This is a genomic window from Krasilnikovia sp. MM14-A1259 (assembly GCF_047159535.1).
Lineage (GTDB): Bacteria > Actinomycetota > Actinomycetes > Mycobacteriales > Micromonosporaceae > Actinoplanes.
In genome coordinates, this window is record NZ_BAAGAJ010000002.1 from 5412795 (window position 1) to 5437239 (window position 24445).

Sequence of the window (24445 nt, forward strand, 5' to 3'; positions counted from 1 at the left end):
CGATGCGGTTCATGGTGATCACCAAGGCCACCGCGGAGAGCGAAGCCGGTGTGCTGCCCGCCACCGAGGACTTCGACACGATGGGCACGTTCATTCAGGAACTCGTCGACGCGGGCGTGCTGCTGGCCGCCGACGGGCTGCAGCCCAGCGCCAAGGGCGCCCGGATCTACTTCGACGGCGACACGAAGACGGTGGTGGACGGGCCGTTCACCGAGACCAAGGAGCTCGTCGGCGGCTACTACCTGATCGAGGCGAAGTCGCTGGAGGAGTGCGTCGAGTGGTTCAAGCGGTGCCCGATCCAGCGACCGGGCGCGGGAACGCGGACCAACATCGAGATCCGGCAGGTCTTCCAGGCCGAGGACTTCGGCGAGAACTTCACCGCCGAGCAGCGGGAGGCCGTGGAGAAGCGGCACGCGACGGTCGCCGAGACGAACTGACCCGCGCGTACGGCTCACGCGGGACGCGGAAGACCCACCATCGCATGCATCCGTAGTTCGTGATCGCGTTGACCATGGTGCTGAGGGTCTTCGCCACGAACAGCGGGACCGTGATCGCGGTCAGCCCGCTGACCACCGCGAGCGTGGCCACGTAGTTGCCTGCGACCAGGACGAGGTACCGCGCCAAGGAAACGCCGCCGATGCCCGTGTCGCGAAAGGCGAACGCACGATTGAGTCCGAAGTTCACCACCAGGACTGCGCAGAACGCGATGGTGGTGGCGATGGTCAGCGGAACACCGAATCCAACGTGCAGCACCATCAACGAGCAGACGTCGATGAGGTAACTCAATCCACCGACCAGCAAGAACCTGGTCGTGCTATGGGCCGAAACGCTGCGCGCTGCTGCCCGCAGTCGTTGGTTGATGATTGGTACCTTCTCTCTGCCGCTGGGTGATTGCGAAAGGATAGCCTCCGTGTTCCGCAAACTCAGGATCGCTGTGGTCGTGCCCGCGTACAACGAGGAGAAGCTCATCGCTCGAACGATCCGCAGCATCCCTGAATTCGTCGACAATATCGTCGTGGTGGACGACTGCAGCACCGACGCGACCGCCGACGAGGTCGGCACCGTGAACGATCCTCGGCTTATCTTGATCCGACACGAGGTAAACCTTGGCGTCGGTGGCGCCATCGGTGGGGGACATCGACAGGCTTTGCAATTGGGCTGCGACGTCTCCGTGGTGATGGCCGGCGACAACCAGATGGACCCCGCCCACCTGCCGGCGCTGCTCACCCCTATCGCAGACGGTCAGGCTCTCTTCACGAAAGCCAATCGGTTCTACAGCCGAGACTCCTACAAGGGCATGCCAATGCATCGAATAATTGGCAACGTGGTCCTGTCCTTCATGACCAAGCTGGCGTCGGGATACTGGCACCTCTTCGATCCACAGAACGGATACACGGCGATACATCGAACCGCTCTCGAGAGACTGAACCTGGATGGCATAGCCCGCGACTACTCGTTCGAGAATGACCTTCTCATCAACCTGAACATCCTTCGCATTCCCGCCTGTGACGTGCCCATTCCGGCCGTCTACGGCGAGGAGGAATCAACGATGCGCATGCGACGGGTGATCCCGTCGCTGATCAGTCAGCTCACCCGGGGCCTCTGCCGACGAATCCTGCTCAAGTACGTGGTCCAATCCTTTTCCCCCATTGCGTTGTTGTTGATGACGGGGATCGGGTTGCTGGCCATCGGCGGCGTGGCAGCAGCCTGGGTCTTCGCGCATACCATCGGCGCACCGGTCGCCAGTGCCGGCAGCGTGCTCCTGGCCGCCCTGCCCACTCTGACCGGCCTGCATTTCCTGGTCGCTGCGCTGACGTTGGACATACAGGAAAGCCCCGACCGGCCTGCGGCCCCGGCGGTGGCCGCACCGACCTCCTCCGCAATGGCCGAGTCGTCGGCCGCGGTCCCGGCGGCTCGGACAGGGACGAGCGGATGAGACAGCCCACTGTCAACCGGCCCCGGCGGCGGGCGACTCCGGCCAGTTGACCGACGACACCTGATTCCCCCTGTCCACAAACGGCTTCGGCAACCCACACCGGCATACCTCGGAGACTCGATGACGAAAGACGAAGGCAGCACGCTTAGCCAGACCGGCCTCCGGGATTCGCCACCGGCGGCAACCGGCGACACCGCCCGCGTGACCGCCCCCGGCGGATCGTCCGAACTCCCTGGAACGCCCCGCCGGAGGACCGTTGTCCGCACCTACCTCGCCCGCCTGGCCGGGCCCGTGCCCGCCCGCTACTGGCTGCTGCTTGCTGGGCTCTTCCTCGTCCTGTACACGTATTGGCGGTACGTCGGCAAGCCGTGGACGGGCGATGCCCTGTACTACACCGCCATGACGTTCCGGTACTCCGGACACGGCCTCGAGGACGCGATCAGGCTCACCGGTGAATACTTCCACGATCCGAACATCCAGCGTCTGCATCGCGGCTTCGACAACCCCGTCTACGCACCGTTGATCTACCCCCGGGTGGTGTACCCGGCGCTGTCCGTACCGTTCGTGCTGCTGATGGGCGGCAGCGGCATGTGGGTTGTGCCGCTGCTGTCGGCCCTGTTCGTGGTCTGGGGACTCATGCGCCTGCTGACCCGACTGTTCACGGCACACGTCGCGCTGGCCGTCACGGCCTTCTTCATGACGACCATCCCGTTCCTGGAGTTCGGCACCGGCCTGTTCACGGAGTCCCCCACGCTGGCCCTGGTGGTGGGCCTGATGCTCCTGCTTCCGTTGGGCGGCCGCCGTTTCGGGGCGAAGGAGGCAGTGGTCGCCGCGATCCTGGTCGTGGCGATCACCTTCTGCCGGCAGGTCACGCCGGTGGTCGTCGTGCCGATCTGCGCCGCCTGGCTGTGGACGGCCCTCGGCCAACGTCAGGTACGGCGAAATCCGTGGAACCTGCCCCTCGCGGTCATCGGTCCGGTGGGCATCGCGGTCACCATGTTCGTCAGATGGTGGGCGCCGTACGACATCATCGAGTGGTTCGTCCATATCAACGGTGAGCCCGACGTGCGCACGGCGTTCCGCCATTTCCCGCGCATCGCCTGGCATCTCATCGTCGCGGACACCCGCGACACCTTCGTCTCGGACCGCGGCATGCTGCTGCTCTGGTGTGTCGGGCTGATCGCCTGTCTCGTCCGCCCGTTGTCCGTCCACACAGGATTGTTGCTCGGGGCGCTTGGCCCGAGCATCTTCATTGCCACCCTGAACAGCCAGCCCACGTCGATGCGCTATTACCTGCCCATGACCCCGTTCCTGATCCTCGCTGCAGCCGGGCTGCTACACCTCCTACTGACCCGACCACATGGAGCTGCCCGCCATGCGGGCTATCCGGGCGAAGCGATCTCCCTCGCCGCGCCGGTGAGGTGATTCACCACTGTTCTTACGGCCTTGTGCGCAGTAGCCGCAACTTCGACGGAATGCGTCCGTTAGCCACGTGTGCCGGTATGAGAGCGCCGCCTGCGGGGCTAGCGCGCCTCACGCTGACCCACATCGTTGATCCTTGATGAAACCGGAAAGGCCCATGAAATCTCGCAAGGGCTGGCGCTCAAGACTCTTCACGTACTCGGCCAGTGGGTGCCGACTGCGCTGCGGGATCGGCGCTGGTTCATGTACCTGCCGATGCGCCTGGTTCTCAAGGGGCACGTCCACGACTTCCTCAGCTTCAAGGCAAGCGTGTTCGCCATGACGCCCGACGAGCTCGGGGACCTGTACCGCCGTACGGGCGCGGTCGGCTCCCGGGAAGGTGAGGTGATCGAGGACCTGGGCGACTGGTGCTACGAGGAGGAGGTGGCCGCCGCACCCGCCCCCCTCGTCACCTCCACCTGAGCCACTATTTACCGGTGTCTGACACCCACCGCGCGATCGAAGCTGTCTGGCGGATCGAGGCGCCCCGGCTCATCGCCGGGCTGACCAGGCTCGTCCGCGACGTCGGCGTGGCCGAGGAACTGGCGCAGGACGCGCTGGTCGCGGCGCTGGAACAGTGGCCGGAGGAGGGCGTGCCGCGCAATCCGGGCGCGTGGCTGATGACGACCGCCAAACGCCGTGCCATCGACCAGATCCGGCGCAACGAGACCTTCCGGCGCAAGGTCGAGGAGATCGGCCGGGGGCTCGAGGAATCCACCCCGGACATCGGCGCGATGGTCGCCGAGGACGACGGCATCGGCGACGACCTGCTGCGGCTCGTGTTCGTGGCCTGCCACCCCGTGCTGTCCACGGAGGCCCGCGCCGCGCTGACCCTGCGGCTGCTCGGCGGCCTGACCACCGACGAGATCGCCCGGGCCTTCCTGGTGACGGAACCGACCGTGGCGCAACGCATCGTACGGGCCAAGAAGACGCTGGCGAAGGCGCAGGTGCCGTTCGAGGTGCCGCAGGGCGACGAGCTGGCGGCCAGGCTCTCCTCGGTGCTGGAGGTCGTCTACCTGATCTTCAACGAGGGGTATGCGGCCACCGCCGGGGACGACTGGATGCGCCCGGCGCTGTGCGAGGACGCGTTGCGGCTGGGCCGGATCCTGGCCCGGTTGACCCCGCGCGAGCCCGAAGTGCACGGCCTGGTGGCGCTGATGGAGATCCAGGCCTCCCGGGCGGCCGCCCGTACCGGCCCGGGCGGCGAGCCGATCCTGCTCGCCGACCAGAACCGGGCCCGCTGGGACCAGCTGCTGATCCGCCGCGGCCTGGCCGCGCTGGAACGGGCCGAAACCCTGGTCGACGGCAAACCCGGCCCGTACATGCTCCAGGCCGCCGTCGCCGCCTGCCACGCCCGGGCCCGCCGCTTCTCCGACACCGACTGGGAGCGCATCGCCTCGCTCTACGAGCAACTGGCCGAGGCGATGCCGTCCCCGGTGGTCGAGCTGAACCGCGCGGTGGCGCTGACCATGGCGTACGGGCCGGAGTCCGGGCTGGCGCTGCTGGACCAGCTCGTGGCGTTCCCGGCCATGCAGAACTACCACCTGCTGCCCAGCGTCCGCGGCGACTTCCTGGCCAAGCTCGGCCGGTACGCCGAGGCGCGGGCGGAGTTCGAACGGGCCGCGTCGCTGACCCGCAACCAGCGGGAGCGGACCCTGCTGCTGGACCGTGCCGCCGCCTGCGATCCGCCGGTGCGCACGGACCTTTCCTGATCTCCGGCGCGCCAGGGCCGGCCGAACCGCACCGGCCCCGGCGGTTCCGGTGTCAGCTCCGGGTTTCGGGGTCGCGCGGTGCGGCGGCGGTGGCGAGCCGGGCGAGCGCGAGTGCGCCGATGAGCAGGCCGACGTCACGCAGCGCCACGTCGTAGAAGTTCCCGAGCATCAGCAGGTTGACGATGATGCCGCCGAGCCACGCGGCGACGAGGTATCCGCCGAAGCGTGGCAGAAGCGCGACGACGATCCCGGCGATGATCTCGACCACGCCCACGGCGAGCATCGCCTGGTGCGCGGTGCCGGGCACCAGGCGGTCGATGCCGGGGGCGAGGTAGCTCTCCCAGTTCGTCAGCAGGCCGGCGAACTTGTCCAGGCCGAACGCGATCGGCGCGACCGTGAACCCGATGCGCAGCAGCCAGAACGCCTGAGTGACGGGGCCGGACCAGGTGCGCTCGGGGAACGTCGTGGCGGCCGGGCCGGTGGTGGGTGTGGCGGTGGTGGTCATGACAGCTCCTTCTAACGGACTCAATTCCGTACGTTAGAAGCTTGGGTCTTCTTTCGTCAACATGGTCGTCCGTTAGACTGGTGGCGGCACGGGGGAAGGGTGTGGTGATGACCGACAGGTTCGTGGCCGACGTGGACGCCGTCGCGGCGCTGGGTGAGCCCGTGCGCCGGGACCTCTACCGATATGTCGTGGCGCAAGGTGAGCCGGTCGGCCGGGAGCAGGCGGCGGCCGGCGTCGGCGTCGCCCACCACGTGGCCAAGTTCAACCTCGACCGCCTGGTGGCCGACGGTCTGCTCGACGTCGAGTACCGCCGCCCGCCCGGCCGCAGCGGCCCCGGCGCGGGGCGGCCCGCCAAGCTCTACCGGCGCGCTACCCGGGACATTGCGGTCACCCTCCCCGAGCGGCACTACGACCTGGCCGGGGAGGTGCTGGCCGAGGCGTTCACCATCGCCGGCCGGGACGGCCTGCCGATCGACGAGGCGGTCCACGCCGCGGCCCGCGCCACCGGCCGGCGCCTGGGCGGGAGCCGTCCGGGCGACGCGCAGGCAGCCGTTCCGGAGACGGCCTCGGCGGCCGAGATCGTGACCACCGTCCTGGGTTCCTACGGCTACGAGCCGCGCGCCACCGACGCGGGGATCATGCTGGCGAACTGCCCGTTCCACCGTCTCGCGCAGCTGCACACCGAGCTGGTGTGCGGCATGAACCTCCATCTGATCGACGGGCTGCTCGACGAGGTCGGCGCCACCGGCCTGTGCGCCCGCCTGAACCCGGGCCCGGACCGCTGCTGCGTCAGCATCACGCCCGCCGGGCAGAGTGCTCCATAGCGGACTTCGGTCTGCACCACGCCGAAACGATGCCTCGCCGAGTACGCCCCCCTGGGCATCCTGATGGTGTCCGGCGGGCTGATGGTCTTCGGGCTGCGGCTCGCGCTGCTGGCCGCCGAAATGGTGCTGCGGATCCCGGAGCTGTTCCGTCGCCGGAATCGCGAGCCATACGGTGAAGTCGATCACTGACACCAGCAGCATGTTCGGCAGCAGCTGGTGGAAGGTCCGCCGGTCGCCCCGGATGCTGACCGTGGACCCCCCGGTATGACCTCCCGCACGATGGATGCCCGGCGGCGCCCTCGGAAGCGCCGGCCGGGCCGCGCATATGACATGGATCAAGGTGACAGCGATGCATGTCATGGCCTACATTCCCCGGAGTCGTTACACGGGGGCTTCGCGGGACGGTCCATGGCCGTCCTGAATGGCGAGTGAATTGTCGGCTGACCAGGACACCTTTCGGCGTGTCCGGGTTGGTGCTGCACGTCACCTGCCGCGGTGATGTCCCCGCTTCTGAATCACGAACCTTTGGGGGCTTCGTAGTGGGAGCTGTGCATCGCAGGCCCGCCCGACTGGGCGCGATCCTGCTGGCGGGACTGACGGCATCGACCGTGTCACTGGCGCCGGCCACGGCGGCCGTGGCGGCGGTGACCGGCGGGCGGGCGTTGGCGGTGGTCGCCGACCAGACCAACCGCGCCACGGCGGAGGAGAAGGTCAAGGCCGCGGCGGTCCTAGGAATCGACCCGGACGCGGCGCTGCTCGGCTACAACGACCAGCAGTTCGTCTTCGAGCTCTGGCGCAAGGCCAAGGACGGCAGCGCGGTCAAGGCGGCCGCGCTGCGGGCGTACGACGATGACGCTCCCGACGCGGCGTACGAGTTCATCACCGGCGGCCTCTTCACCGCTCAGCACGACGACGAGCAGACCGAGATCATCGCCGCGCAAGGCAGGGCGCTGCGTCGCTCCGTCGCTGTCAAGGTGGGCCTCGACCCCAAGGACACCGCGCTGATCGAGAAGGATGACTTCGACTTCATCGACGTCATCTTCCACCGCGCCACGGCAGGCACCCGCCTGTACGAGGCGGCCCGGGCCGCGACCGCCGACGGCACCACCCAGCAGGACTGGACCGCGTTCCTGACCAAGGGCGCCGCGGCCGCGGTCGACGCCGACCTGGCCGACCAGATCGCCAAGGCCGACGCCGAGTACGCCGCGAAGCTGCGCGCCGAGCAGATGGCCAACGCCAAGCGGTCCCTGCTGCAGTTGCTGCTGCTGCCGGTCAGCGAGGAACTGATCAACGCCCCGAGCCGGCAGTTCGTGCTCGCCGTGCACAACCAGGCCAAGGGCACCGAGGTGCAGCTCGCCTCCCAGGCCGTGCTCAACGCCCCCGACGCCGAGCTGGCCAAGGCGCTGGACGACTTCATCCTGACCGGCGGCGCCGCGGCGAACACGCGCGACGAGCAGGCCGCCGCCGCCAAGGAACTCGCCGGCTACAGGGACCGCGTCACCGCCATCCGCGACTCCGTCCGTACTGACGTCAAGCAGCCGAACCTGCTGGCGGCCGCCGACCAGGCCCTCGCCGACGGCGGCCTGGTGGCTCTCCAGACATTCCTGCTCAAGGGCCAGGACGAGGCCCGGGCCAAGGACAAGGTGTTCGTCAAGCAGCACCGCGGCAACGCGGCCGGCTCGGTGACGGACTTCCCCAAGCGCCTCGACACCGTCGGTGGCAGCACGGTCGTGTCGGCGGTCGACTTCACCGGCGACATCCGCACCGACCTCGTCCACCAGGACACCGCGGGCGAGCTCAAGGGCTGGGCGTCGTCCGGCGACCTGAGCGCCGACAACAAGCTGTTCGTCGGCACTTCGCACATCGTCGGCGGTGGCTGGACCCGGGACAACGCCCCGCTCATCATCAAGGGCGACTTCAACGGCGACTTCAAGGCCGACATCATCCGGCTGACCGCCAAGGGCGAGTTGCTCGCCTGGCCGTCGTCCGGTGACATGAGCGCCGACAACAAGCTGTTCCGGGGCCCTTCGCACCTCGTCGGCGGCGGCTGGGTCATGCCGACGGTGGACCATTTCGCCAAGGACGACTGGACCATCAAGGGCGTCATCACCGGTGACTTCAACGGCGACGGCAAGACCGACATCATGCGGCACACCCGGGACGACAAGCTGCTGGCCTGGGCCTCCACCGGTGACATGAGCGCCGACAACAAGCTGTTCGCCGGCAAGTCGCACATCGTCGGGACCGGGTGGACGGACGACGCCGCCGAGCAGATCGTCACGGGCGACTTCAACGGTGACGGCAAGACCGACATCATCCGGCAGAACGGCGACGGGCAGCTCATCGCATGGGCGTCCACCGGCGACCTGTCGGCCGACGGCAAGCTGTTCGTCCGGGCGCGCGTCGTCGGCGGCGGCTGGACCGGCCGGAACGTTCCGAAGCTCATCACCGGTGACTTCAACGGCGACGGCAAGACCGACATCATGCGGCAGTCCGAGAACGGCCAGATCGACGTGTGGGCGTCGACCGGCGACCTGTCCGCGGACAACAAGCTGTTCGTCCAGTCGCGCGTCGTCGGCGGCGGGTGGACCGAGAAGAGCATCCCCCGCATCATCACCGGCGACTTCAACGGCGACGGCAAGACCGACATCGTCGGTCAGGACACCGACGGTGCTCTGCGCGCCTGGGCGTCCACCGGTGACCTGAGCGGCGACAACAAGCTCTTCCCCACGAAGCGCATCGTCGGCGGCGGCTGGATCGAGTCGCGGTACCCGCGGATCCTCTGATCGCATCGCATCACCCGTACCCAGGCCAGGCCGGCTCCCGCTCGGGAGCCGGCCTGGCCCCGTCACAGGCCGGTTGCCTCAGGTCACTCGTCGGTCTCCGGAACAAGGAGCCCGGCCGCCCGTACCGCCGCCGCCGTCTGGGCCGACGGGTATCCGTACCCGGCCGGGGCGGGCGGGAACGCGGCCTCGGGGCTGCCCGCCCACTGCGGAACGAGCCCGACCGCGACGACGGCATCCGGCATCCCGGCTCCACACCGGTACGGGTCGGCGCCCAGCAACGGGCGGCAGCTTCCCCGGATCAGTTGCGCCAGCCGGTGCACCCGTGCCGGCCCGCGCATCCCGTAGCCGTACCGGAAGTCCGGGTGGTGGGCCAGGATCAGCGCGGCCAGCGCCGCCACATGGGTTGCGGCGATTCCCGTACCGTCGAGGGCCGCGCGCCCGTCGGGCGCCACCGCCGAGACGATCCCGACGCCGGGGGCGCAGAGATCCACCTCGGGCCCGGCGCAGCTGAACCGGGCGGCGAAGAAGCCCTCGGGCGTCGGCACCCCGCACAACTGGGACACGTGCAGACTTTCCGGGGGTGAGGTGCCGAGCTGCCCGACCGCGCCCACGGTGAGCGTCGCGGGCACGGTGCCGGGGAACATCACCGGGCCGCCCGTGTCGCCGGCCGCGGCCACGCAGAGGATTCCGGCCTGCCGGGCCTCCTCCAGCTTGTACGCCACCAGCCCGGCCGCTCCGCCCGCGTACGCGCCGAGGTCGATGACGTCGACCTCCTGGGCGATGCAGTAGTCGAGTGCCTCGATCAGGTCGCTGAGCCGCCCGCCGGGCAGCACCCGGCACACGTGCACCTCCGACTCGGGGGCGAGACCGACCAGCTGATCCCCGTCATGACCGAGAATCAGCGCCACGTGGTGCGTGGCGCGCCCGACCATGTCCTGGTCCCAGGACTTGTCGTCCTGACCGACGACGTCGATGCCGCCCATGATGCCTTCTGCGGCGTCGAGGCGCCCGGCGTCCACGCCGGGACCGATGACCGCGATCCGTACGCCGTGCCCCCGGTACGTCGGCGGCAGCCGGTCGAAGCCCATCGCCCGGCGTGCCCAGGCGTCGCCGTGCCGCTCGCCGGGGGTGGTGTCGAGCCGCCGGCACACCACGGTGTTGGGTTCGGTGCCGGACAGCTGCGGCCGTTCGATCACCGTGCTCCAGAGGTCCGCGCGGGGGCGCACGTACACCCCGCGTACGGCGTCGAGCGTGCCCGCGGGGATCGTGAGTTCCGCGGTGCCGTCGGCGCCGGTCCGCGCCACCACCGGGTACCGGCCGCCGTGCACGAGGACCACCGCGTCGGGTACCGGTTCGCCGCGATCGTCATGGACCTGGAACCGGATGGGCACCGCGTCGTCCAGCGTGCCCGTGCCCGGTGTGTTTGCCTCGGGCGGAAGCTGCTCGTCCTGGGTGAGGGGGTGGTCGATGTCGACGTGGAATTCGGGCCGCGCCGCCAGCACCGAGGCCTGTTCCGGCGTGGCTTCGACCACCGCGACCGCCGGGAACGGCCGGTATACCGGCACGCCGGTGGGTTGCGGCTCGGTGCTGCGGATGACGCGCAGCACCCGCAGGTCGGGATTGCGTTGCAGCGCTTCGATGAGGTGTTGTCCGTCCGCGGCCGGGTCGGTGGCCCCGGGGCGTCCGGGAGCGGTCAGCGTGGCCCATCCGGTCGGGGCGACCAGGTACCGCTCGGGGCGGGACCGCAGGGATCCGGGGTGCTCGTTCGCGTCGCCCGCGGCGGTGTCGTGGCCGCCGGTGGCGTGGTCGCGCGGCCTGCCCGGCTCCGCTCGCCGCGACGGCGGGTCGCCGGCGGCGCCGGGTCGGCTGCCGGGTGGCGTCGCTGCGCCGGCTTCGGCCCGCCGGTCCGCGGCCCTGTCGGGTCGCCCTTTCGGCTGGCCGGTGCCGGGAGCCTGGCCGTGTTCGGCCATGGCGTTGCTCCTTTCCGCATTCTCGTCACGCCGGCCCGGGCCGTCCGGACGGCGCCGTCGGCGGGGGCTGGACCGCGGGGCGGCGGCCCAGCCCCACCGTGGTGTCCTTGGCCGCGCGGGCCTTTACCGGCCGAACTGGCCACCGGAGAAGGCGTACGGGAACTGCTGCTGTGGGCCGAACCCCTGCTGTCCGGGGCCCTGCTGGCCGAAGCCCTGCTGCCCGAGGCCCTGCTGGCCGAAGCCCTGCGGACCATAGCCTTGCTGGCCGAAGCCCTGCTGCTGGCCGATGCCGTACTGCGGGCCCATGCCCTGCTGGCCGAGGCCGTACTGCGGCTGGCCGAACTGCGGCTGGCCGAACTGCTGCTGGTGCATCGTCTGCTGCTGGATCAGCTGCTGCTGCACCAGCTGCTGGGCGATCTGCTGGGCGAGCTGGAGCACCCCCGAGTACGCAAGCTGCTGAATCGCCTGCTGGGCCACCTGCTGCACCTGCGGCTGCTGAGCGAGCACCTGCACGAGCGGGTGCGACTGCGCCTGCTGCTGGATGAGGGTGGTCTGCTCCAGGTGGTGGGTGAGGCCGGGTTGCTGGACCAGCACCTGCATGACCTGGTGGCGGATCAGCTGCTGGGCGATGCGGTGCGCGAGCAGCTGTTGCGTGGCGTGTTGCTGGGTGGTGTGTTGCGTCTGCTCCGGGCCGAAGCGTCCCATCGGTCCCTGCTGCAGGCCGTACGCGCTGCCGTTGTCGCCCCAGCCGCCGGGCATCTGGCCCGGGTTGGGCGTAGGAATGGTCGGTGCGTACGTCATTGCTGACATCGTTCCTCCCAACGTCCGATCTTCCTGGACATTACGTCTATCGACATCGGACGCTACGCGCGGTGACATGGATGAAACAAGACTTAGACAGCTTTCGATACATTTGATATTTGCCTGGGTAAAATGTGAAACCCTGCCGAGATGATCACGACAGCGGGTGCCGATGAACCCTCTACAACAGCTCATCCGTGACCGGATGACGGAGCGGGGCTGGTCGTACGCCGACGTGGCGCGTCGCGGCGGGATTCCCCGCTCGACGGTCCACCACCTCGCCACGGCCGAGCAACTGCGCCGCCCGCCGCACAGCACGACTCTGGAAGGGCTGGCCGAGGGCCTGACCATCCCGGTCAGTGTCGTACGCGAGGCCGCGGCGTCCGCGGCCGGCCTCGCCGCCTGGCAGGAGTCCGCGATCGACCCCGAACTCAAACTGCTCGTCGCGGCGCTGACTCAGCTCGACGCGGACGACCGGCGCCACGTCCTCGCCCTCGTGCAGTCCATGCTCAGTACCGGCCGGTCGAACTGAAAGCACGTCACCGAGCGGGGGACGGGCGCGGCTTCTGCCAGTCGAACGTCCGCTCGACCGCCCGCTGCCAGTTGTCGTACTCCTCGGCCCGGCGCGCCGGATCCATCCGCGGCAGCCACTGGGCGGCCCGGTGCCAGTGATCGGCCAGCGCGTCGAGATCCGGCCAGTACCCGACCGCGAGCCCGGCCGCGTACGCCGCGCCCAATGACACCGTCTCGGCCACCATGGGCCGGTCGACCGGCACGTCCAGCACGTCCGCGATGAACTGCATCAGCAGGTTGTCCGACGTCATGCCGCCGTCCACCTTGAGGCTGTGCAGGGCGAGGCCCGAGTCGGCGTTCATCGCGTCGACCACCTCGCGGGTCTGCCAGCCGGTGGCCTCCAGCACCGCCCGGGCCAGATGCCCCTTCGTGATGTACGAGGTCAGCCCCACGATGACCCCCCGTGCCTCGCTGCGCCAGTGCGGCGCGAAGAGCCCGGAGAACGCGGGCACGATGTAGCAGCCGCCGTTGTCGTCCACGGTCCGCGCCAGCGTCTCGATCTCCGGCGCGCTGCCGATCAGTCCGAGGCCGTCGCGGACCCACTGCACCAGCGACCCGGTCACCGCGATCGGGCCCTCCAGCGCGTACACCGCGGGCTGGTCGCCGATCCGGTATGCGACCGTACTCAGTAGACCGTGTGTGGACTCGACCAGGTGGGTGCCGGTGTTGAGCAGCAGGAAGCCGCCGGTTCCGTACGTGCATTTCGCGTCGCCGGGCGCGAAGCAGGTCTGCCCGAACAGCGCGGCCTGCTGGTCGCCGAGCGCGGCCGCGATCGGTACGCCCGGCAGCACCGCCCGCGCCAGCCCGAACACCTGTACCGACGAGCGGATCTCCGGCAGCATCGAGGCGGGCACGCCGAAGAACGACAGCGCGTCGGTGTCCCACTGCTGGGACCGGATGTCCATCAGCATCGTGCGGCTGGCGTTGGTGACGTCCGTGACGTGGAGGCCGCCGTCCGTGCCGCCGGTGAGGTTCCAGATCAGCCAGCTCTCCATGGTGCCGAGCAGCACCTCGCCGCGCTCCGCGCGATCGCGCAGGCCGGGGGTGTGTTCCAGCAGCCAGTGCACGCGCGGGCCGGAGAAGTACGTGGCGAACGGCAGACCGCAGCGCTGCCGTACGCGATCGGCGCCCGGCGCGCGGCCCAGCTCCTCGACCAGCGCGGCGGTACGGGTGTCCTGCCACACGATCGCCCGGCCGATCGGGACGCCGGTGTGGCGGTCCCACAGCACGATGGTCTCGCGCTGGTTCGTGATGCCCATCGCCGCGACCTGCTCCGCGGCGATCCCGGCCTGGCGCAGCGCGCCGGGGACGAGGCGCTGCACGTGCTGCCAGATCTCCATGGCGTCGTGCTCGACCCAGCCGGGCTTGGGGAAGAACTGGCGGTGCTCGCGCTGAACCACCGAGACCAGGTGGCCGCGCTGGTCGAAGACGATGCACCGGGTGGACGTGGTGCCCTGGTCGATCGAGAGCACGTAGCGCTCGCTCACAGTCGCTCCTGTCCGGTGCTCACCATCGTGCTCCGCCCAGGTCCCGGGAGACCGCGCGCGCGGCGTCACACACGTACGTCACCAGTTTGGGATTCGGCCGTCCCTTGGTATCGCAGATGCGCTCGACCGTCCCTGTGATTCCGATCGCACCGACGACCAGGCCGCCGTGGCCGCGGATCGGGGCGGCGACCCCGGCCTGCCCGACCGTCATCTCCTCGACGTCGACGCCCCAGCCGGTCTCGCGCAGCTCGGCGAGCGCGCGGGTGAATGCCCGGCGGTCGACGATGGTCCGGTGGGTGTACGGCTCCAGGCTCGCCGGTAGCTGGGCCTCGGCGGCGGCGTCGAACGCGAGCAGCACCTTGCCGAGCGCGCACGCGTGCGGGGGCAGCAGCGTACCCATGTCGAGGGTCTGCAGGGTGTCGTCCGGGCGGAACACGTGGTGCACGACCAGCACCTCGCCGTCGAGCAGCGCGCCGACGCGGACCGCCTCGCCGCTGCGGGCCGCGAGCGGGTCGGCCCAGTTGATGGCGCGCGAGCGCAGCTCGTTGGCGTCCAGGTAGCTGGTGCCCAGGTGCAGCAGGGCCGCGCCGAGGTGGTACTTGCCGGAGGTCTTGTCCTGCTCGACGAAGCGGACGTGCTGCAGCGTGCGCAGGATGCCGTGGGCGGTGCCTTTGGGCAGGCCGAGCGAGCGTGCGATCTCGACCACACCGAGGCTTCCCTGCCCGCCCGCGAGCAGGCGCAGGATCGCGGCCGCACGCTCGATGGACTGGACATTTCCGGGCATCTCGCGATGCTAACCGAGTTCGTGATCACGGGACAACGTTCGACATTGTCGAACCGCCTTCATTGACCGTCGTTTTCGCCGTTCCTAGCGTCGGAATCCGGAACACCGGTGGCGCACCGGATCGGACGCGAGGAGAAACCCGCATGGCTGACTTCGTCGGTGCCGTGGATCAGGGCACGACGAGCACCCGCTTCATGATCTTCGACCACGGTGGTCGTGAGGTGGGCCGTCACCAGCTCGAACACGAGCAGATCCTGCCCCGCGCCGGCTGGGTCGAGCACAACCCGCTGGAGATCTGGGAACGCACCTGCTCGGTCATCCGTACCGCGATGCACGCCCGGGGCCTGCAGGCCACCGACCTCGCGGCGCTCGGCGTCACCAACCAGCGCGAGACCACCGTGGTCTGGAACCGCCGCACCGGAATGCCGTATTACAACGCGATCGTGTGGCAGGACACCCGTACCGACCGCATCGCCGCCGCGCTCGACCGCGACGGCCGCGGAGAGGTGATCCGGCGCAAGGCGGGCCTGCCCCCGGCCACCTACTTCTCCGCCGGGAAGATCCAGTGGATCCTCGACAACGTCGACGGGGTCCGCGCCGCCGCCGAAGACGGCGACGCCGTCTTCGGCAACACCGACGCCTGGCTGCTGTGGAACCTCACGGGCGGCACCGACGGCGGCGTGCACGTCACGGACGTCACCAACGCCAGCCGGACCATGCTCATGGACCTGGAAACCCTCGACTGGGACGACGAGCTGCTGTCGTTCTTCGACATCCCCCGGGCCATGCTGCCCGAGATCCGCCCCTCCTCCGACCCGAAGGGCTACGGCCACACGCTCGCCGCCGGGCCGTTCGGCGGCGAGGTCGCGCTCACCGGCGACCTCGGCGACCAGCAGGCCGCCACGGTCGGGCAGGTCTGCTTCGGGGTCGGCCAGGTGAAGAACACCTACGGTACGGGCAACTTCATGCTGCTCAACACCGGCAACGAGGTCGTCCGCTCCCGCAGCGGCCTGCTCACCACGGTCTGCTACCAGTTCGGCGACGACCGGCCCGTGTACGCGCTGGAAGGCTCCATCGCGGTCACCGGCTCCGCCGTGCAGTGGCTGCGCGACCAGCTCGGCATCATCAGCGGTGCCTCGGAGAGCGAGGCGCTGGCCCGCCAGGTCGCCGACAGCGGCGGGGTGTATTTCGTGCCCGCGTTCTCCGGGCTGTTCGCGCCGTACTGGCGTTCGGATGCGCGCGGCGCCATCGTCGGGCTGTCCCGCTACAACACCAACGCCCACCTGGCCCGCGCGACCCTCGAATCGATCTGCTACCAGACCCGCGACGTCATCGACGCGATGGCCCGCGACTCCGGAGTGACCCTCGACGTGCTGCGCGTCGACGGCGGCATCACCGCCAACGAACTGTGCATGCAACTTCAGGCCGACATCCTCGGCGTCACCGTCTCCAAGCCGGTCGTTGCGGAAACCACCGCACTCGGGGCCGCGTACGCCGCGGGCCTCGCGGTCGGTTTCTGGCGCGACACCGGCGAACTCGCCCAGAACTGGAACGAGGACAGGTGCTGGCAGCCCGAGTGGACCGACGAGCAACGGGAGAAGGGCTACGCGGGCTGGCAGAAGGCCGTGCGCCGCACGCTCGACTGGGTCGACGTCGACTGACCGGGCCCGCCCGGCCACCCACCAGGAACGAGCCTTCGCGCGGACCGTCGCGTCCGAAGACCACGAGTCCGAAGACCACGAAAGGACAACACCCGATATGCGTACCGGAACCTTGTCACCGGAGCGCCGCGCCGCGGCGATGACCGCGATGACCAGCGGTGACGAACTCGACGTGCTCGTCGTCGGCGGCGGGGTCGTCGGGGCCGGCGCGGCCCTGGACGCCGCCACCCGCGGGCTCTCCGTCGGGGTGCTGGAGGCCCGCGACTGGGCCAGCGGCACGTCCAGCCGCTCCAGCAAGCTCATCCACGGTGGACTGCGTTACCTGGAGATGCTCGACTTCGGCCTGGTCCGGGAAGCGTTGCGGGAACGCGGCCTGCTGGTGCAGAAGCTCGCCCCCCACCTGGTCCGCCCGGTGTCGTTCCTCTACCCCCTCGAACACCGCGGCTGGGAACGCCTGTACGCGGGCGCCGGCGTGCTGCTCTACGACACCATGGGCGTCTCCAGCGGCCACGCCCGCGGCCTGCCCCGGCACCGGCACTTGAGCCGCCGCGCCGCGCTGCGCGAATGTCCGTCGCTGCGCCCCGAGTCGCTGGTCGGCGGCATCCAGTACTACGACGCGCAGATGGACGACGCCCGCTTCACGATGTTCCTCGTGCGCACCGCGGCCGCGTACGGCGCACACGCCGCGTCCCGCGTCCGGGTCGTCGGCTTCCTGCGCGACGGCGCGCGGATCACCGGCGTGCAGGCGCACGACCTGGAAAGCGACCGGATCGTCGAGATCCGCGCCAAGCAGGTCATCAACGCCACCGGGGTGTGGACCGACGACGTGCAGGACCTCGTCGGCGAGCGCAAGCCGTTCAACGTACGGGCCTCCAAGGGCATCCACCTCGTCGTGCCGCGCGACCGCGTCCAGTCCACGACCGGGTTGATCCTGCGCACCGCGACCAGCGTGCTGTTCGTCATCCCGTGGGACCAGCACTGGATCATCGGCACCACGGACACCGACTGGGACCTCGACAAGGACCACCCGGCCGCGTCCAGCCGCGACGTCGACTACCTCCTCAGCGAGGTCAACAAGGTGCTGGTCACGCCGCTGACCCGGGACGACGTGCAGGGCGTGTACGCCGGGCTGCGCCCGCTGCTGTCCGGCGAGTCGGAACTGACCGCCAAACTGTCCCGCGAACACACCGTCGCCACCCCGGTGCCCGGGCTGGTCGTCGTGGCGGGCGGCAAGTTCACCACGTACCGGGTGATGGCGGCCGACGCGGTCGACGCCGCCGTGCGCGGCCTGAACCGGGTCGTGCCGCGCTGCTGCACCGACCAGGTTCCGCTGGTCGGCGCGGACGGGCACGTGGCGATGCGCAACCAGCGCAACGCGCTGGCCGCCGAGGTCGGACTGCACGTGTCCCGCGTGGAGCACCTGCTGCGCCGCTACGGCACGCTCGCCGACGAGGTGCTCGCCCTGGTACGCCAGGACCCGAGCCTGGGACAGCCGCTGGAGGGCGCCGACGCGTACCTGCGCGCGGAGGTCGCGTACGCGGCACTGCACGAGGACGCCCGGCACCTGGAGGACGTGCTGACCCGGCGTACCCGGATCTCCATCGAGACCTTCGACCGCGGCACGACCGCGGCGCGGGCGGCCGCCGCGATCATGGCCGAGGTGCTGGGCTGGACCCCCGAGCAGCACGAGCGGGAGGTCACCCACTACCTGCAGCGGGTCGAGGCCGAGCGCGCCGCGCAGGAGCAGCCCGACGACGCCACCGCGGAACTCGCCCGGCTCGGTGCTCCCGACCTTCTCGTCACCCGTTGATCCCGGACCGGGCCGGGAGATTCCCGGCCCGGTCGCTCAGTGGTAGCGGATGCCGGGGATGTAGCCGCCGTCGGTGAACCGGTGGCCGATGTGGCCGACCGCGACCCCGTGCCTGCGGTCCATTGCCTCGATGGTCTCCTCACCGGTGCCCAGCGAGATCGCGACGTGGTTGTACTGCGACCCGTTGTGGCCGGCGCGGCGGAACAGCAGCGCCCCGCGGACGTGCGCCGCGTCCGACACGGACAGGCCCAGCCCGGCGTGGTGCGACGCGTCGATCTGCGACACCGAGTAGCTGGGGAACTCGACGCCGAGCCGGGCGCAGGCCCAGGAGATCAGTTCCGCGCAGTCGAACTCGTCCTCGTCCGGGTTGTTGTGGTCCGCCTGCGTGCCGAGTACGTACCGGTCGTTGACCTGGTGCAGGCACAGCTCCACGAACCGGTCCGCGGTCGGTACGTCGGACGGGTCGTCCGCGGCGATGTTGTGGCCCTCGTGGGAGGAGAACAGCATCCCCCACGTTGCCTCGTCGACGTGCCCGCTGATGTGGATCTGGTACGTCGCCTGGAACGCCTGCACGGCCTCGACCGTCTTGGCGCCGTACAGGCCGTCCGTGCCGCCGGGGTTGAAGCCCAGCTCCTGAAGTCGGTGCTGCACCTGCTGCACGTGTTGCCCCGAGTTGCCCTGCCTCAGGTAGACCTGGCCCGACATGCGCACCTCCGTGATAGTGGTGTGCCCAGGGTGCAACCGGCGGGCACGACCCCTCCCGCCCGAAAGGGCCGCCCCGAGGGCACGACCGTCCTCCCCGCGGGGTGCTCACGGCGAAAGACGCACGACGCCCCGGACCTTCCGGGTCCGGGGCGTCGTGCCGGGTGTCAGTTCTCGGTCAGCCGCCAGTTCTGGTCCGCGTTGCTGCTGCAGGGCCACTGCAGCAGGTGCGCGCCGTCGGCCTTGGTGCCACCGGCGATGGCCAGGCACTGGCCGCTCTTGGCGTTGCGGATGTGCGTGACGCCGTTGCCGTCGGTGGTGAGGTCCCAGTCGTGGTCGGCGGCGCCGCTGCAGTCCCACTGCAGCGCGTGGGCGCCGTTGTTCATCGAACCGCCGTCGATGGCGAGGCACATGGAGCTGCGGTCATTGCGGATCTGGGTGTGGCCGTTGGCGCCCTTGATGAGGTGCCATTCGGCGTCGTTGGCGCCGTTGCAGGCGGTCTGGATCGCGTGCGCGCCGCGGTCCTTGGTGCCGCCGTTGCTCAGGCACAGGCCGCTGAACTCGTTGCGGACCTGCTGGCCGACCGTACGGGGCTTGATCTGCCAGTTCTGGTCGAGATTGCCGTCCTTGCAGGGCCACTGCAGGATGTGCGCCCCGTTGCTGGTGCTGTTGCCCTCGATGGCCAGGCACTTGTCGCTGAGCATGTTGTGCAGCTCGGTGTAGCCGTTCGCGTCCTTGCTGAGCTGCCAGTACTGGTCCTCGTTGCCATTGTTGCAGTGCCACTGCACGAGGTGGGCGCCGTTGTCCTTGCTGCCGCCCGCGATGGCCAGGCACATGTCACTGTGGTCGTTCTTGATCTCGTACCGGCCGCCGCTGCGGGCGTTGATCCGCCAGTCCTGGTCGGCGGCGCCACTGCACGCCCACTGGACCGCGTGAGCGCCGGGGGCGGTGGAACTGCCCGCCATCGCGAGGCACATCTTGCTGCTCTCCGCGATCATGATGTTGACGCTGTGCTCGCTGAAGTTCTTGTCGAGGGCGCGCGCCTCGTCCTGGCCCTTGAGCAGGAAGGCTCGCAGGACAACGGCGCTGCCGTCGCTGAGGGCCTTGTCCGCAGCGTTGAGCAGGTTCGCCTGCTGACCGTCGCGGCGTGCGACGTCGCGGATCGCGGTGACACGGGCACGCAGGTCGGCGAGTTCCTTCGCGGCGGCGGCGTTCTCGTCGCGGGTGTTGGCGGCCGCGCCGCCGGTGAAGATGAAGTCGGTCAGAGCCTTGTCCAGCTCGGCGTCGGGGGCGTTGACCGCTGCCTGCGCGGCAAGCTGCACCTCGCCGCCCTTGGCCTCGTGGAGGATGTGCAGCACGAACTGCCGGTTGGGGGCGTTGACCAGTTCGTCGGTGACCGGCAGAAGCAGGAGCTGCAGCAGGGACCGCTTGGCGGTGGAGAGCTGCTCGGCGCGCAGTTTCGCGGCCTGCTCGGCGTCGGCCTTGGCGATCTCGTCCGCCAGGTCCTGCGCCACGGCTGCCTTCGCACCGGTGGTCAGGAACTGGGTCCAGTCCTGCTGGGTGCTGCCGTCGCGGAACGCGTCCTTGGCGGCGGCGTACAGGTGGGTGCCGGCGGTGGCGTGCTGGAAGACGCCGATGATGAAGTCGCGGTCGTTCCTCTCGACCAGCGCGGCGGCGACCTTCGGGTCCAGGTTGACTGTGACCGCGACCGAACGGCGCAGCGCCTTGGCCTGCTCAGCAGCGATCTCGACGCGCGCATCGTCGTCGGCCGCGGCGAAGATCCCCGCGGTGATGTACTTGTACGCCGCGTCGGCGTCGTTGGTGTCGTACGCGCGCAACGCCTCAGCCTTGACGTACGTGTCCTCCTTGGCACGGCGCCAGAGTTCGAGGACGAACTGCTGGTCGTTGAGGACGAGCATGTCCATGCCGGGGTTGATCCCCAGCACGCCGGCGGCCTTGACCTTGTCCTCGTCAGTGGCCTTGTTCGTCGAAACGGCCACCACGCTCAGTGCCGTACCCGCAGCGCGGACTGTCGAACGTGCAGCCAGCCCGGCCGTGGCCGGGACGATCGCCATCGCCGTGGCGGTGAGCCCGGCGATCAGCAGCGTGCCGGTACGCGCGGTTATCAGGTTGTTGCGTTTGCGTTGTGACACCAAGCATCCTCATCGTGCGGCCGGCCCGAGCCGCAACGACCGCTGCCGACGCGGGTTGAGGGGCTCGGTGTCCGGCAGCCGACGCGTGTCGCGCCGGTCGTCGGATAACGGAGCTTCATCGGCGTCTGCCGCTATGGATCGGCTGCGATGAAGCGAGTGGGAATCTAGATCATCGGCGCAGCCGGTGGGCCGCGGTTTGCCGGTACGGTGACCACGACATTCGTCGTCGGGTGATGCGGTATCGGCCGAATTGCCAGGCGCTTCCGGGTGCTTGGGCGCGTGGATTCACCCATCGAATGTGGTTGACGGCACATCACCGTGGACTGTGGACAACCTGTGCCTGTCGGCCTGCGGAAGCGCGACGTGTGATCTTTCGTACCCGTACCTATAAATTCTTGAATGTCGAACCAGGCGAAAGCAGCACTTTGCGGTATCAGGCGGGCGAGCCTGCTGGCGGGTTGGTGTTAATACTGTCCACCGGCCGTGGTCCGTCGTCATCCAGACGGTGGTCGAGCGACACGGCGTCGCGTGGGTGACCGCACAGCGCGGGGCAAGTGACGGATTCGGAACAACGGGGGACCAAGCACTGTGTCTGTGGCTCGTCTGACGCCGGTGCGGCGTCGTTTCCTGACCGCCGCGACCGCGTTCGCGGCGGCGCTGATCCTGGCTCCGCAAGCGGCGGTCGCCGCGCCCGTGCATACGGCGCCGGCCCCACCGCAGGCCGCCCGCCCGCAGACCGTCACCGAGCTGCTGGCTGAGCTCGCGGCACAGCCGCAGGACAGCACGTCGGCCGCCCCGCCCGCGGACGACGCCGGCCTGGACCGGATGCTGGCGCAGGATCTGGCCGACTACGACGAGGACCCCGAGGTGCGCGCCGCGGCCAAGGCCGTGCTCGCCACCAACGACCCGGCCAAAAGATGCGTTGGGGCCTCGCCAAGTGCATGACTTCCTGCAGATGGCACGGGAAATGCCGCTGGAGAGCACGCTGTCCGTGGAGGACGTCGAGTTTCTCAAGAAGTGTCCTCGAAACTCTGTTCTTCTTCTCGGAGGTAGATTACGAAATGCGCACCGGCTGGAGACTCGAAGAAGGACGCCAGTTCTTCGAGAACCTCATGGCGGACCGCGGTCGAATCTCCATCGAGCGGCAATGGTGTGCGGCGCCTGAGGTTTAGCATTCCTGGCGGGGTCTCGTGAGTCGGGCGGCGGCGTATGTCTGTGGACTGCGCCGACCGCCCGCTTGTATGCCCGGCATCCCGCAACGGCGTCACGCGGCACAGCGTTCCGGATCACAGGCCGGTCGGTGTCGACTCAGGACTTTGGTCCCTCGATCACGAGGTTTCGCGATCCTACGGTCGGTGTCAGGCCGTTCCCATCGAGGACCCCGGATGCCCGGAACGGCCGCCCTCGACCGCAAGGAGTGTTGTGCTCACGTCCACGTCCGCCGCCGTCGTCCGCGCCACTCTGCCCGCCGTGCGCGCACACGGCGAGCAGATCACCGGCGCCTTCTACTCGCGGATGTTCGCGGCCCACCCGGACCTGCTCGACCTGTTCAACCGGGGCAATCAGGCGACCGGACGGCAGCGTCAGGCGCTGGCCGCGGCCGTCGTCGGGTACGCGGGACATCTGCTCGGCGACGACCCGGTCCCGTGGGGCCCGATCGCCGAGCGGATCGCGCACAAGCACGCCTCGCTGGGCATCGCGCCCGCGCAGTACCCGATCGTCGGCCGGCACCTGATGGCCGCGGTCGGCGAGGTGCTCGGTGACGCTGTCACTCCGGAGGTGGCTCAAGCGTGGGACGAGGTGTACTGGCTGTTCGCGTGCGAGCTCGTCGCCCGGGAGGCGCGGCTTTACCACGCCGCGGGCGTGGCCGATCCGGCCGAAGTCTGGCGGACGTGGCAGGTCGTCGACCGGGCCGCCGAGACCGACGACGTGGTGTCGTTGACGTTCGCGCCGGTCGACGGCGCGGAGGCGGGCCCGTTCGTGCCGGGACAGTACGTCTCGGTCGCGGTGGAGCTCGGTGACGGCGCGGGGCGCCAGATCCGTCAGTACAGCCTGTCCGGCGCGCCCGGGCTCCCGACGTGGCAGATCACCGTGAAGCGGGTCCTCGGCATCGACGGCGCTCCGGACGGTGTGGTCTCCACGTTCCTGCACGAGCGCGTCGCGGTGGGCGACCGGCTGCAACTGAGCCCGCCGTTCGGGGACGTCAGCAGTGTGGGCGGCGACGGGCCGCTGCTGCTGATCAGTGCGGGTATCGGGGTCACCCCGGCGATGTCCGCCCTGCATGATCTTGCCCGCCGCGACCCCGGCCGGGACGTGGTTCTCGTCCACGCAGACCGCACCGGGTCGACCCACCCTCTGCGCCGCCACCTGCCCGCCCTCAGCGCCGCCCTGCCCCGGCTGCGCATGGATCTGTGGTTCGAGCAGGGCGCAGCCGACCGGGCGGTGCCGGGGGTCGCGGCGGGCATCCGGGCCCGGGTCAACTCGGGGCGGGTCGATCCCGACCGCATCCCGGTGCCCGAGGGCGCCGACGTGCACCTCTGCGGTCCGCTGCCGTTCATGAATCAGGTTCGTGCCGGACTGTTGCGCCGCGGCGTGCCGGGTGACCGGATCGCCTACGAGGTGTTCGGCCCGGAGATGCTCACCTGCTGAGAGCCCGCGGTCCTGTCATCCTGCGGGTTTCAGGCGGGGCGGCTCACCGAGGCAGAGGCTCTCCGCCGCTGCCGGTCACGACGTCCGGGGCGATGCGGGCCGCGGCGGCCAGGACGCGGTCGGTGACTTCCTGAGGGTTGCCGGCCGCGTCGACGGTCACCGCGTCGCGGTCGCGCCACGCGGCGGTGAACTCGCGAAAGTAGATTTCGGCGGCGCCGAGCGTCGCCTCGGTACGGCCGAAGTCGTTGCCGCCGGCCCGGTGGCGCAGCCGGTGCCGCATGGTCTCCACGCCGATGTCGAGGATGAACACGGCGTCGAAGCGGCCGGCCAGCTCGGCGGCGTTGGCCGCGTACCCGCACAACCACATCAGCCGGCCGGTACCGGCGGCGATGATCTCGTCCAGCCGGGACGGATCCCAGGACCATCGATGCGCGGAGAGCCAGGCCGCGTCCGGCTCGGCGGGACTTTCGACACGGTGCCCGGCGGCGTCGGTCCACGCGCACAACCGTGGGTCGGCGTCGAGGCTGATCGCCCGGTGACCCCGGTCGCGGAGTGTGTGGACGAGCGTCGACTTGCCGGCGCCGGTCGCCCCGGTCACCAGAAACACCAGCACCGGGTCACTGTCCCACAC

22 protein-coding genes are annotated in these 24445 nt (G+C 69.7%); 13 read left to right on the top strand and 9 right to left on the bottom strand.

Annotated features, from left to right (window positions below; all coding sequences use genetic code 11):
* Positions 1–2: 2 nt before the first annotated feature.
* On the top strand, positions 3–437 hold the full coding sequence (locus ACMCNK_RS24500) for a YciI family protein (RefSeq protein WP_412738715.1): 435 nt from the start codon (positions 3–5) through the stop codon (positions 435–437).
* Here the strand turns inward: ACMCNK_RS24500 and ACMCNK_RS24505 are convergent.
* Positions 376–990: a GtrA family protein gene (locus ACMCNK_RS24505; protein ID WP_412738716.1), complete on the bottom strand. Its 615-nt coding sequence runs from the start codon at positions 988–990 to the stop codon at positions 376–378. The two genes, ACMCNK_RS24500 and ACMCNK_RS24505, sit on opposite strands and share 62 nt — an antisense overlap.
* Here ACMCNK_RS24505 and ACMCNK_RS24510 point away from each other — a divergent pair.
* The 4 genes from ACMCNK_RS24510 (at position 911) to ACMCNK_RS24525 (ending at position 5109) form a co-directional block, all read left to right on the top strand.
* Complete coding sequence (locus ACMCNK_RS24510; protein WP_412738717.1) at positions 911–1936, top strand: glycosyltransferase family 2 protein; 1026 nt, start codon at positions 911–913, stop codon at positions 1934–1936. The two genes, ACMCNK_RS24505 and ACMCNK_RS24510, sit on opposite strands and share 80 nt — an antisense overlap.
* Positions 1937–2056: 120 nt before the next feature.
* A complete protein-coding gene (locus ACMCNK_RS24515) occupies positions 2057–3361 on the top strand; it encodes a hypothetical protein (RefSeq protein ID WP_412738718.1) in 1305 nt (434 codons plus the stop codon).
* 207 nt (positions 3362–3568) lie between these two features.
* Entirely contained in the window at positions 3569–3820 is a 252-nt protein-coding gene (locus tag ACMCNK_RS24520; RefSeq protein WP_412738719.1) for a hypothetical protein, read from the top strand.
* A 14-nt stretch (positions 3821–3834) separates the two neighbouring features.
* Positions 3835–5109, top strand: a complete 1275-nt coding sequence (locus ACMCNK_RS24525; RefSeq protein WP_412738720.1) for an RNA polymerase sigma factor — start codon at positions 3835–3837, stop codon at positions 5107–5109.
* A gap of 52 nt (positions 5110–5161) precedes the next feature.
* Here the strand turns inward: ACMCNK_RS24525 and ACMCNK_RS24530 are convergent, their stop codons facing one another.
* Entirely contained in the window at positions 5162–5614 is a 453-nt protein-coding gene (locus ACMCNK_RS24530; protein WP_412738721.1) for a hypothetical protein, read from the bottom strand.
* Positions 5615–5721: 107 nt separating this feature from the next.
* Here ACMCNK_RS24530 and ACMCNK_RS24535 point away from each other — a divergent pair, with 107 nt between their 5' ends.
* The 3 genes from ACMCNK_RS24535 (at position 5722) to ACMCNK_RS24545 (ending at position 9224) form a co-directional block, all read left to right on the top strand.
* Positions 5722–6438, top strand: a complete 717-nt coding sequence (locus ACMCNK_RS24535) for a helix-turn-helix transcriptional regulator (RefSeq protein WP_412738722.1) — start codon at positions 5722–5724, stop codon at positions 6436–6438.
* 66 nt (positions 6439–6504) lie between these two features.
* Entirely contained in the window at positions 6505–6627 is a 123-nt protein-coding gene (locus tag ACMCNK_RS24540; protein ID WP_412738723.1) for a hypothetical protein, read from the top strand.
* 359 nt (positions 6628–6986) lie between these two features.
* Positions 6987–9224 (top strand): FG-GAP repeat domain-containing protein, encoded by a 2238-nt coding sequence (locus ACMCNK_RS24545; RefSeq protein WP_412738724.1) that lies wholly within the window; start codon positions 6987–6989, stop codon positions 9222–9224.
* 83 nt (positions 9225–9307) lie between these two features.
* Here the strand turns inward: ACMCNK_RS24545 and ACMCNK_RS24550 are convergent, their stop codons facing one another.
* Both ACMCNK_RS24550 and ACMCNK_RS24555 read right to left on the bottom strand, forming a co-directional pair.
* Positions 9308–11194: a S8 family serine peptidase gene (locus ACMCNK_RS24550; protein ID WP_412738725.1), complete on the bottom strand. Its 1887-nt coding sequence runs from the start codon at positions 11192–11194 to the stop codon at positions 9308–9310.
* A gap of 123 nt (positions 11195–11317) precedes the next feature.
* Positions 11318–11995, bottom strand: coding sequence for a hypothetical protein (locus ACMCNK_RS24555; RefSeq protein ID WP_412738726.1), 678 nt, complete (start codon positions 11993–11995; stop codon positions 11318–11320).
* Positions 11996–12167: 172 nt separating this feature from the next.
* Between ACMCNK_RS24555 and ACMCNK_RS24560 the strand changes: the two genes are divergently transcribed.
* The gene (locus ACMCNK_RS24560) at positions 12168–12527 is read left to right on the top strand and encodes a helix-turn-helix domain-containing protein (RefSeq protein WP_412738727.1); all 360 of its coding nucleotides are present in this window, start codon (positions 12168–12170) and stop codon (positions 12525–12527) included.
* Positions 12528–12534: 7 nt separating this feature from the next.
* Here ACMCNK_RS24560 and glpK (ACMCNK_RS24565) read toward each other — a convergent pair whose 3' ends face one another.
* Together glpK (ACMCNK_RS24565) and ACMCNK_RS24570 are read right to left on the bottom strand one after the other, a co-directional pair.
* Positions 12535–14055 (bottom strand): glycerol kinase GlpK, encoded by a 1521-nt coding sequence (gene glpK, locus ACMCNK_RS24565; protein ID WP_412738728.1) that lies wholly within the window; start codon positions 14053–14055, stop codon positions 12535–12537.
* A gap of 19 nt (positions 14056–14074) precedes the next feature.
* Positions 14075–14839, bottom strand: a complete 765-nt coding sequence (locus ACMCNK_RS24570; RefSeq protein WP_412738729.1) for an IclR family transcriptional regulator — start codon at positions 14837–14839, stop codon at positions 14075–14077.
* Positions 14840–14982: 143 nt separating this feature from the next.
* On the opposite strand from ACMCNK_RS24570, the gene glpK (ACMCNK_RS24575) reads away from it, so the two are divergent.
* Together glpK (ACMCNK_RS24575) and ACMCNK_RS24580 are read left to right on the top strand one after the other, a co-directional pair.
* The gene (gene glpK / locus ACMCNK_RS24575) at positions 14983–16500 is read left to right on the top strand and encodes a glycerol kinase GlpK (RefSeq protein ID WP_412738730.1); all 1518 of its coding nucleotides are present in this window, start codon (positions 14983–14985) and stop codon (positions 16498–16500) included.
* Positions 16501–16597: 97 nt separating this feature from the next.
* The gene (locus tag ACMCNK_RS24580; protein ID WP_412738731.1) at positions 16598–18310 is read left to right on the top strand and encodes a glycerol-3-phosphate dehydrogenase/oxidase; all 1713 of its coding nucleotides are present in this window, start codon (positions 16598–16600) and stop codon (positions 18308–18310) included.
* A 36-nt stretch (positions 18311–18346) separates the two neighbouring features.
* Here ACMCNK_RS24580 and ACMCNK_RS24585 read toward each other — a convergent pair whose 3' ends face one another.
* Positions 18347–19015, bottom strand: coding sequence for a peptidoglycan-binding domain-containing protein (locus ACMCNK_RS24585; RefSeq protein ID WP_412738732.1), 669 nt, complete (start codon positions 19013–19015; stop codon positions 18347–18349).
* 164 nt (positions 19016–19179) lie between these two features.
* Entirely contained in the window at positions 19180–21165 is a 1986-nt protein-coding gene (locus tag ACMCNK_RS24590; protein ID WP_412738733.1) for an RICIN domain-containing protein, read from the bottom strand.
* A gap of 588 nt (positions 21166–21753) precedes the next feature.
* On the opposite strand from ACMCNK_RS24590, the gene ACMCNK_RS24595 reads away from it, so the two are divergent.
* Both ACMCNK_RS24595 and ACMCNK_RS24600 read left to right on the top strand, forming a co-directional pair.
* Entirely contained in the window at positions 21754–22110 is a 357-nt protein-coding gene (locus ACMCNK_RS24595) for a hypothetical protein (protein ID WP_412738734.1), read from the top strand.
* 477 nt (positions 22111–22587) lie between these two features.
* Positions 22588–23814: a globin domain-containing protein gene (locus ACMCNK_RS24600; RefSeq protein ID WP_412738735.1), complete on the top strand. Its 1227-nt coding sequence runs from the start codon at positions 22588–22590 to the stop codon at positions 23812–23814.
* A 43-nt stretch (positions 23815–23857) separates the two neighbouring features.
* Here ACMCNK_RS24600 and ACMCNK_RS24605 read toward each other — a convergent pair whose 3' ends face one another.
* Positions 23858–24427, bottom strand: a complete 570-nt coding sequence (locus ACMCNK_RS24605; RefSeq protein WP_412738736.1) for a hypothetical protein — start codon at positions 24425–24427, stop codon at positions 23858–23860.
* Positions 24428–24445 lie beyond the last annotated feature (18 nt).

Excerpts from the sequence above, each read along its gene's own strand:
- ACMCNK_RS24555 (WP_412738726.1), bottom strand. The coding sequence starts at position 11,995 with ATGACGTACGCACCGACCATTCCTACGCCCAACCCGGGCCAGATGCCC.
- glpK (WP_412738730.1), top strand. The coding sequence starts at position 14,983 with ATGGCTGACTTCGTCGGTGCCGTGGATCAGGGCACGACGAGCACCCGC.
- ACMCNK_RS24505 (WP_412738716.1), bottom strand. The coding sequence starts at position 990 with ATGCTGCGGATCGTTCGAGCGATGAGCTTCTCCTCGTTGTACGCGGGC.
- ACMCNK_RS24585 (WP_412738732.1), bottom strand. The coding sequence starts at position 19,015 with ATGTCGGGCCAGGTCTACCTGAGGCAGGGCAACTCGGGGCAACACGTG.
- ACMCNK_RS24550 (WP_412738725.1), bottom strand. The coding sequence starts at position 11,194 with ATGGCCGAACACGGCCAGGCTCCCGGCACCGGCCAGCCGAAAGGGCGA.
- ACMCNK_RS24570 (WP_412738729.1), bottom strand. The coding sequence starts at position 14,839 with ATGCCCGGAAATGTCCAGTCCATCGAGCGTGCGGCCGCGATCCTGCGC.
- ACMCNK_RS24535 (WP_412738722.1), top strand. The coding sequence starts at position 5,722 with ATGACCGACAGGTTCGTGGCCGACGTGGACGCCGTCGCGGCGCTGGGT.
- ACMCNK_RS24530 (WP_412738721.1), bottom strand. The coding sequence starts at position 5,614 with ATGACCACCACCGCCACACCCACCACCGGCCCGGCCGCCACGACGTTC.
- ACMCNK_RS24580 (WP_412738731.1), top strand. The coding sequence starts at position 16,598 with ATGCGTACCGGAACCTTGTCACCGGAGCGCCGCGCCGCGGCGATGACC.
- ACMCNK_RS24500 (WP_412738715.1), top strand. The coding sequence starts at position 3 with ATGCGGTTCATGGTGATCACCAAGGCCACCGCGGAGAGCGAAGCCGGT.
- ACMCNK_RS24515 (WP_412738718.1), top strand. The coding sequence starts at position 2,057 with ATGACGAAAGACGAAGGCAGCACGCTTAGCCAGACCGGCCTCCGGGAT.
- ACMCNK_RS24560 (WP_412738727.1), top strand. The coding sequence starts at position 12,168 with ATGAACCCTCTACAACAGCTCATCCGTGACCGGATGACGGAGCGGGGC.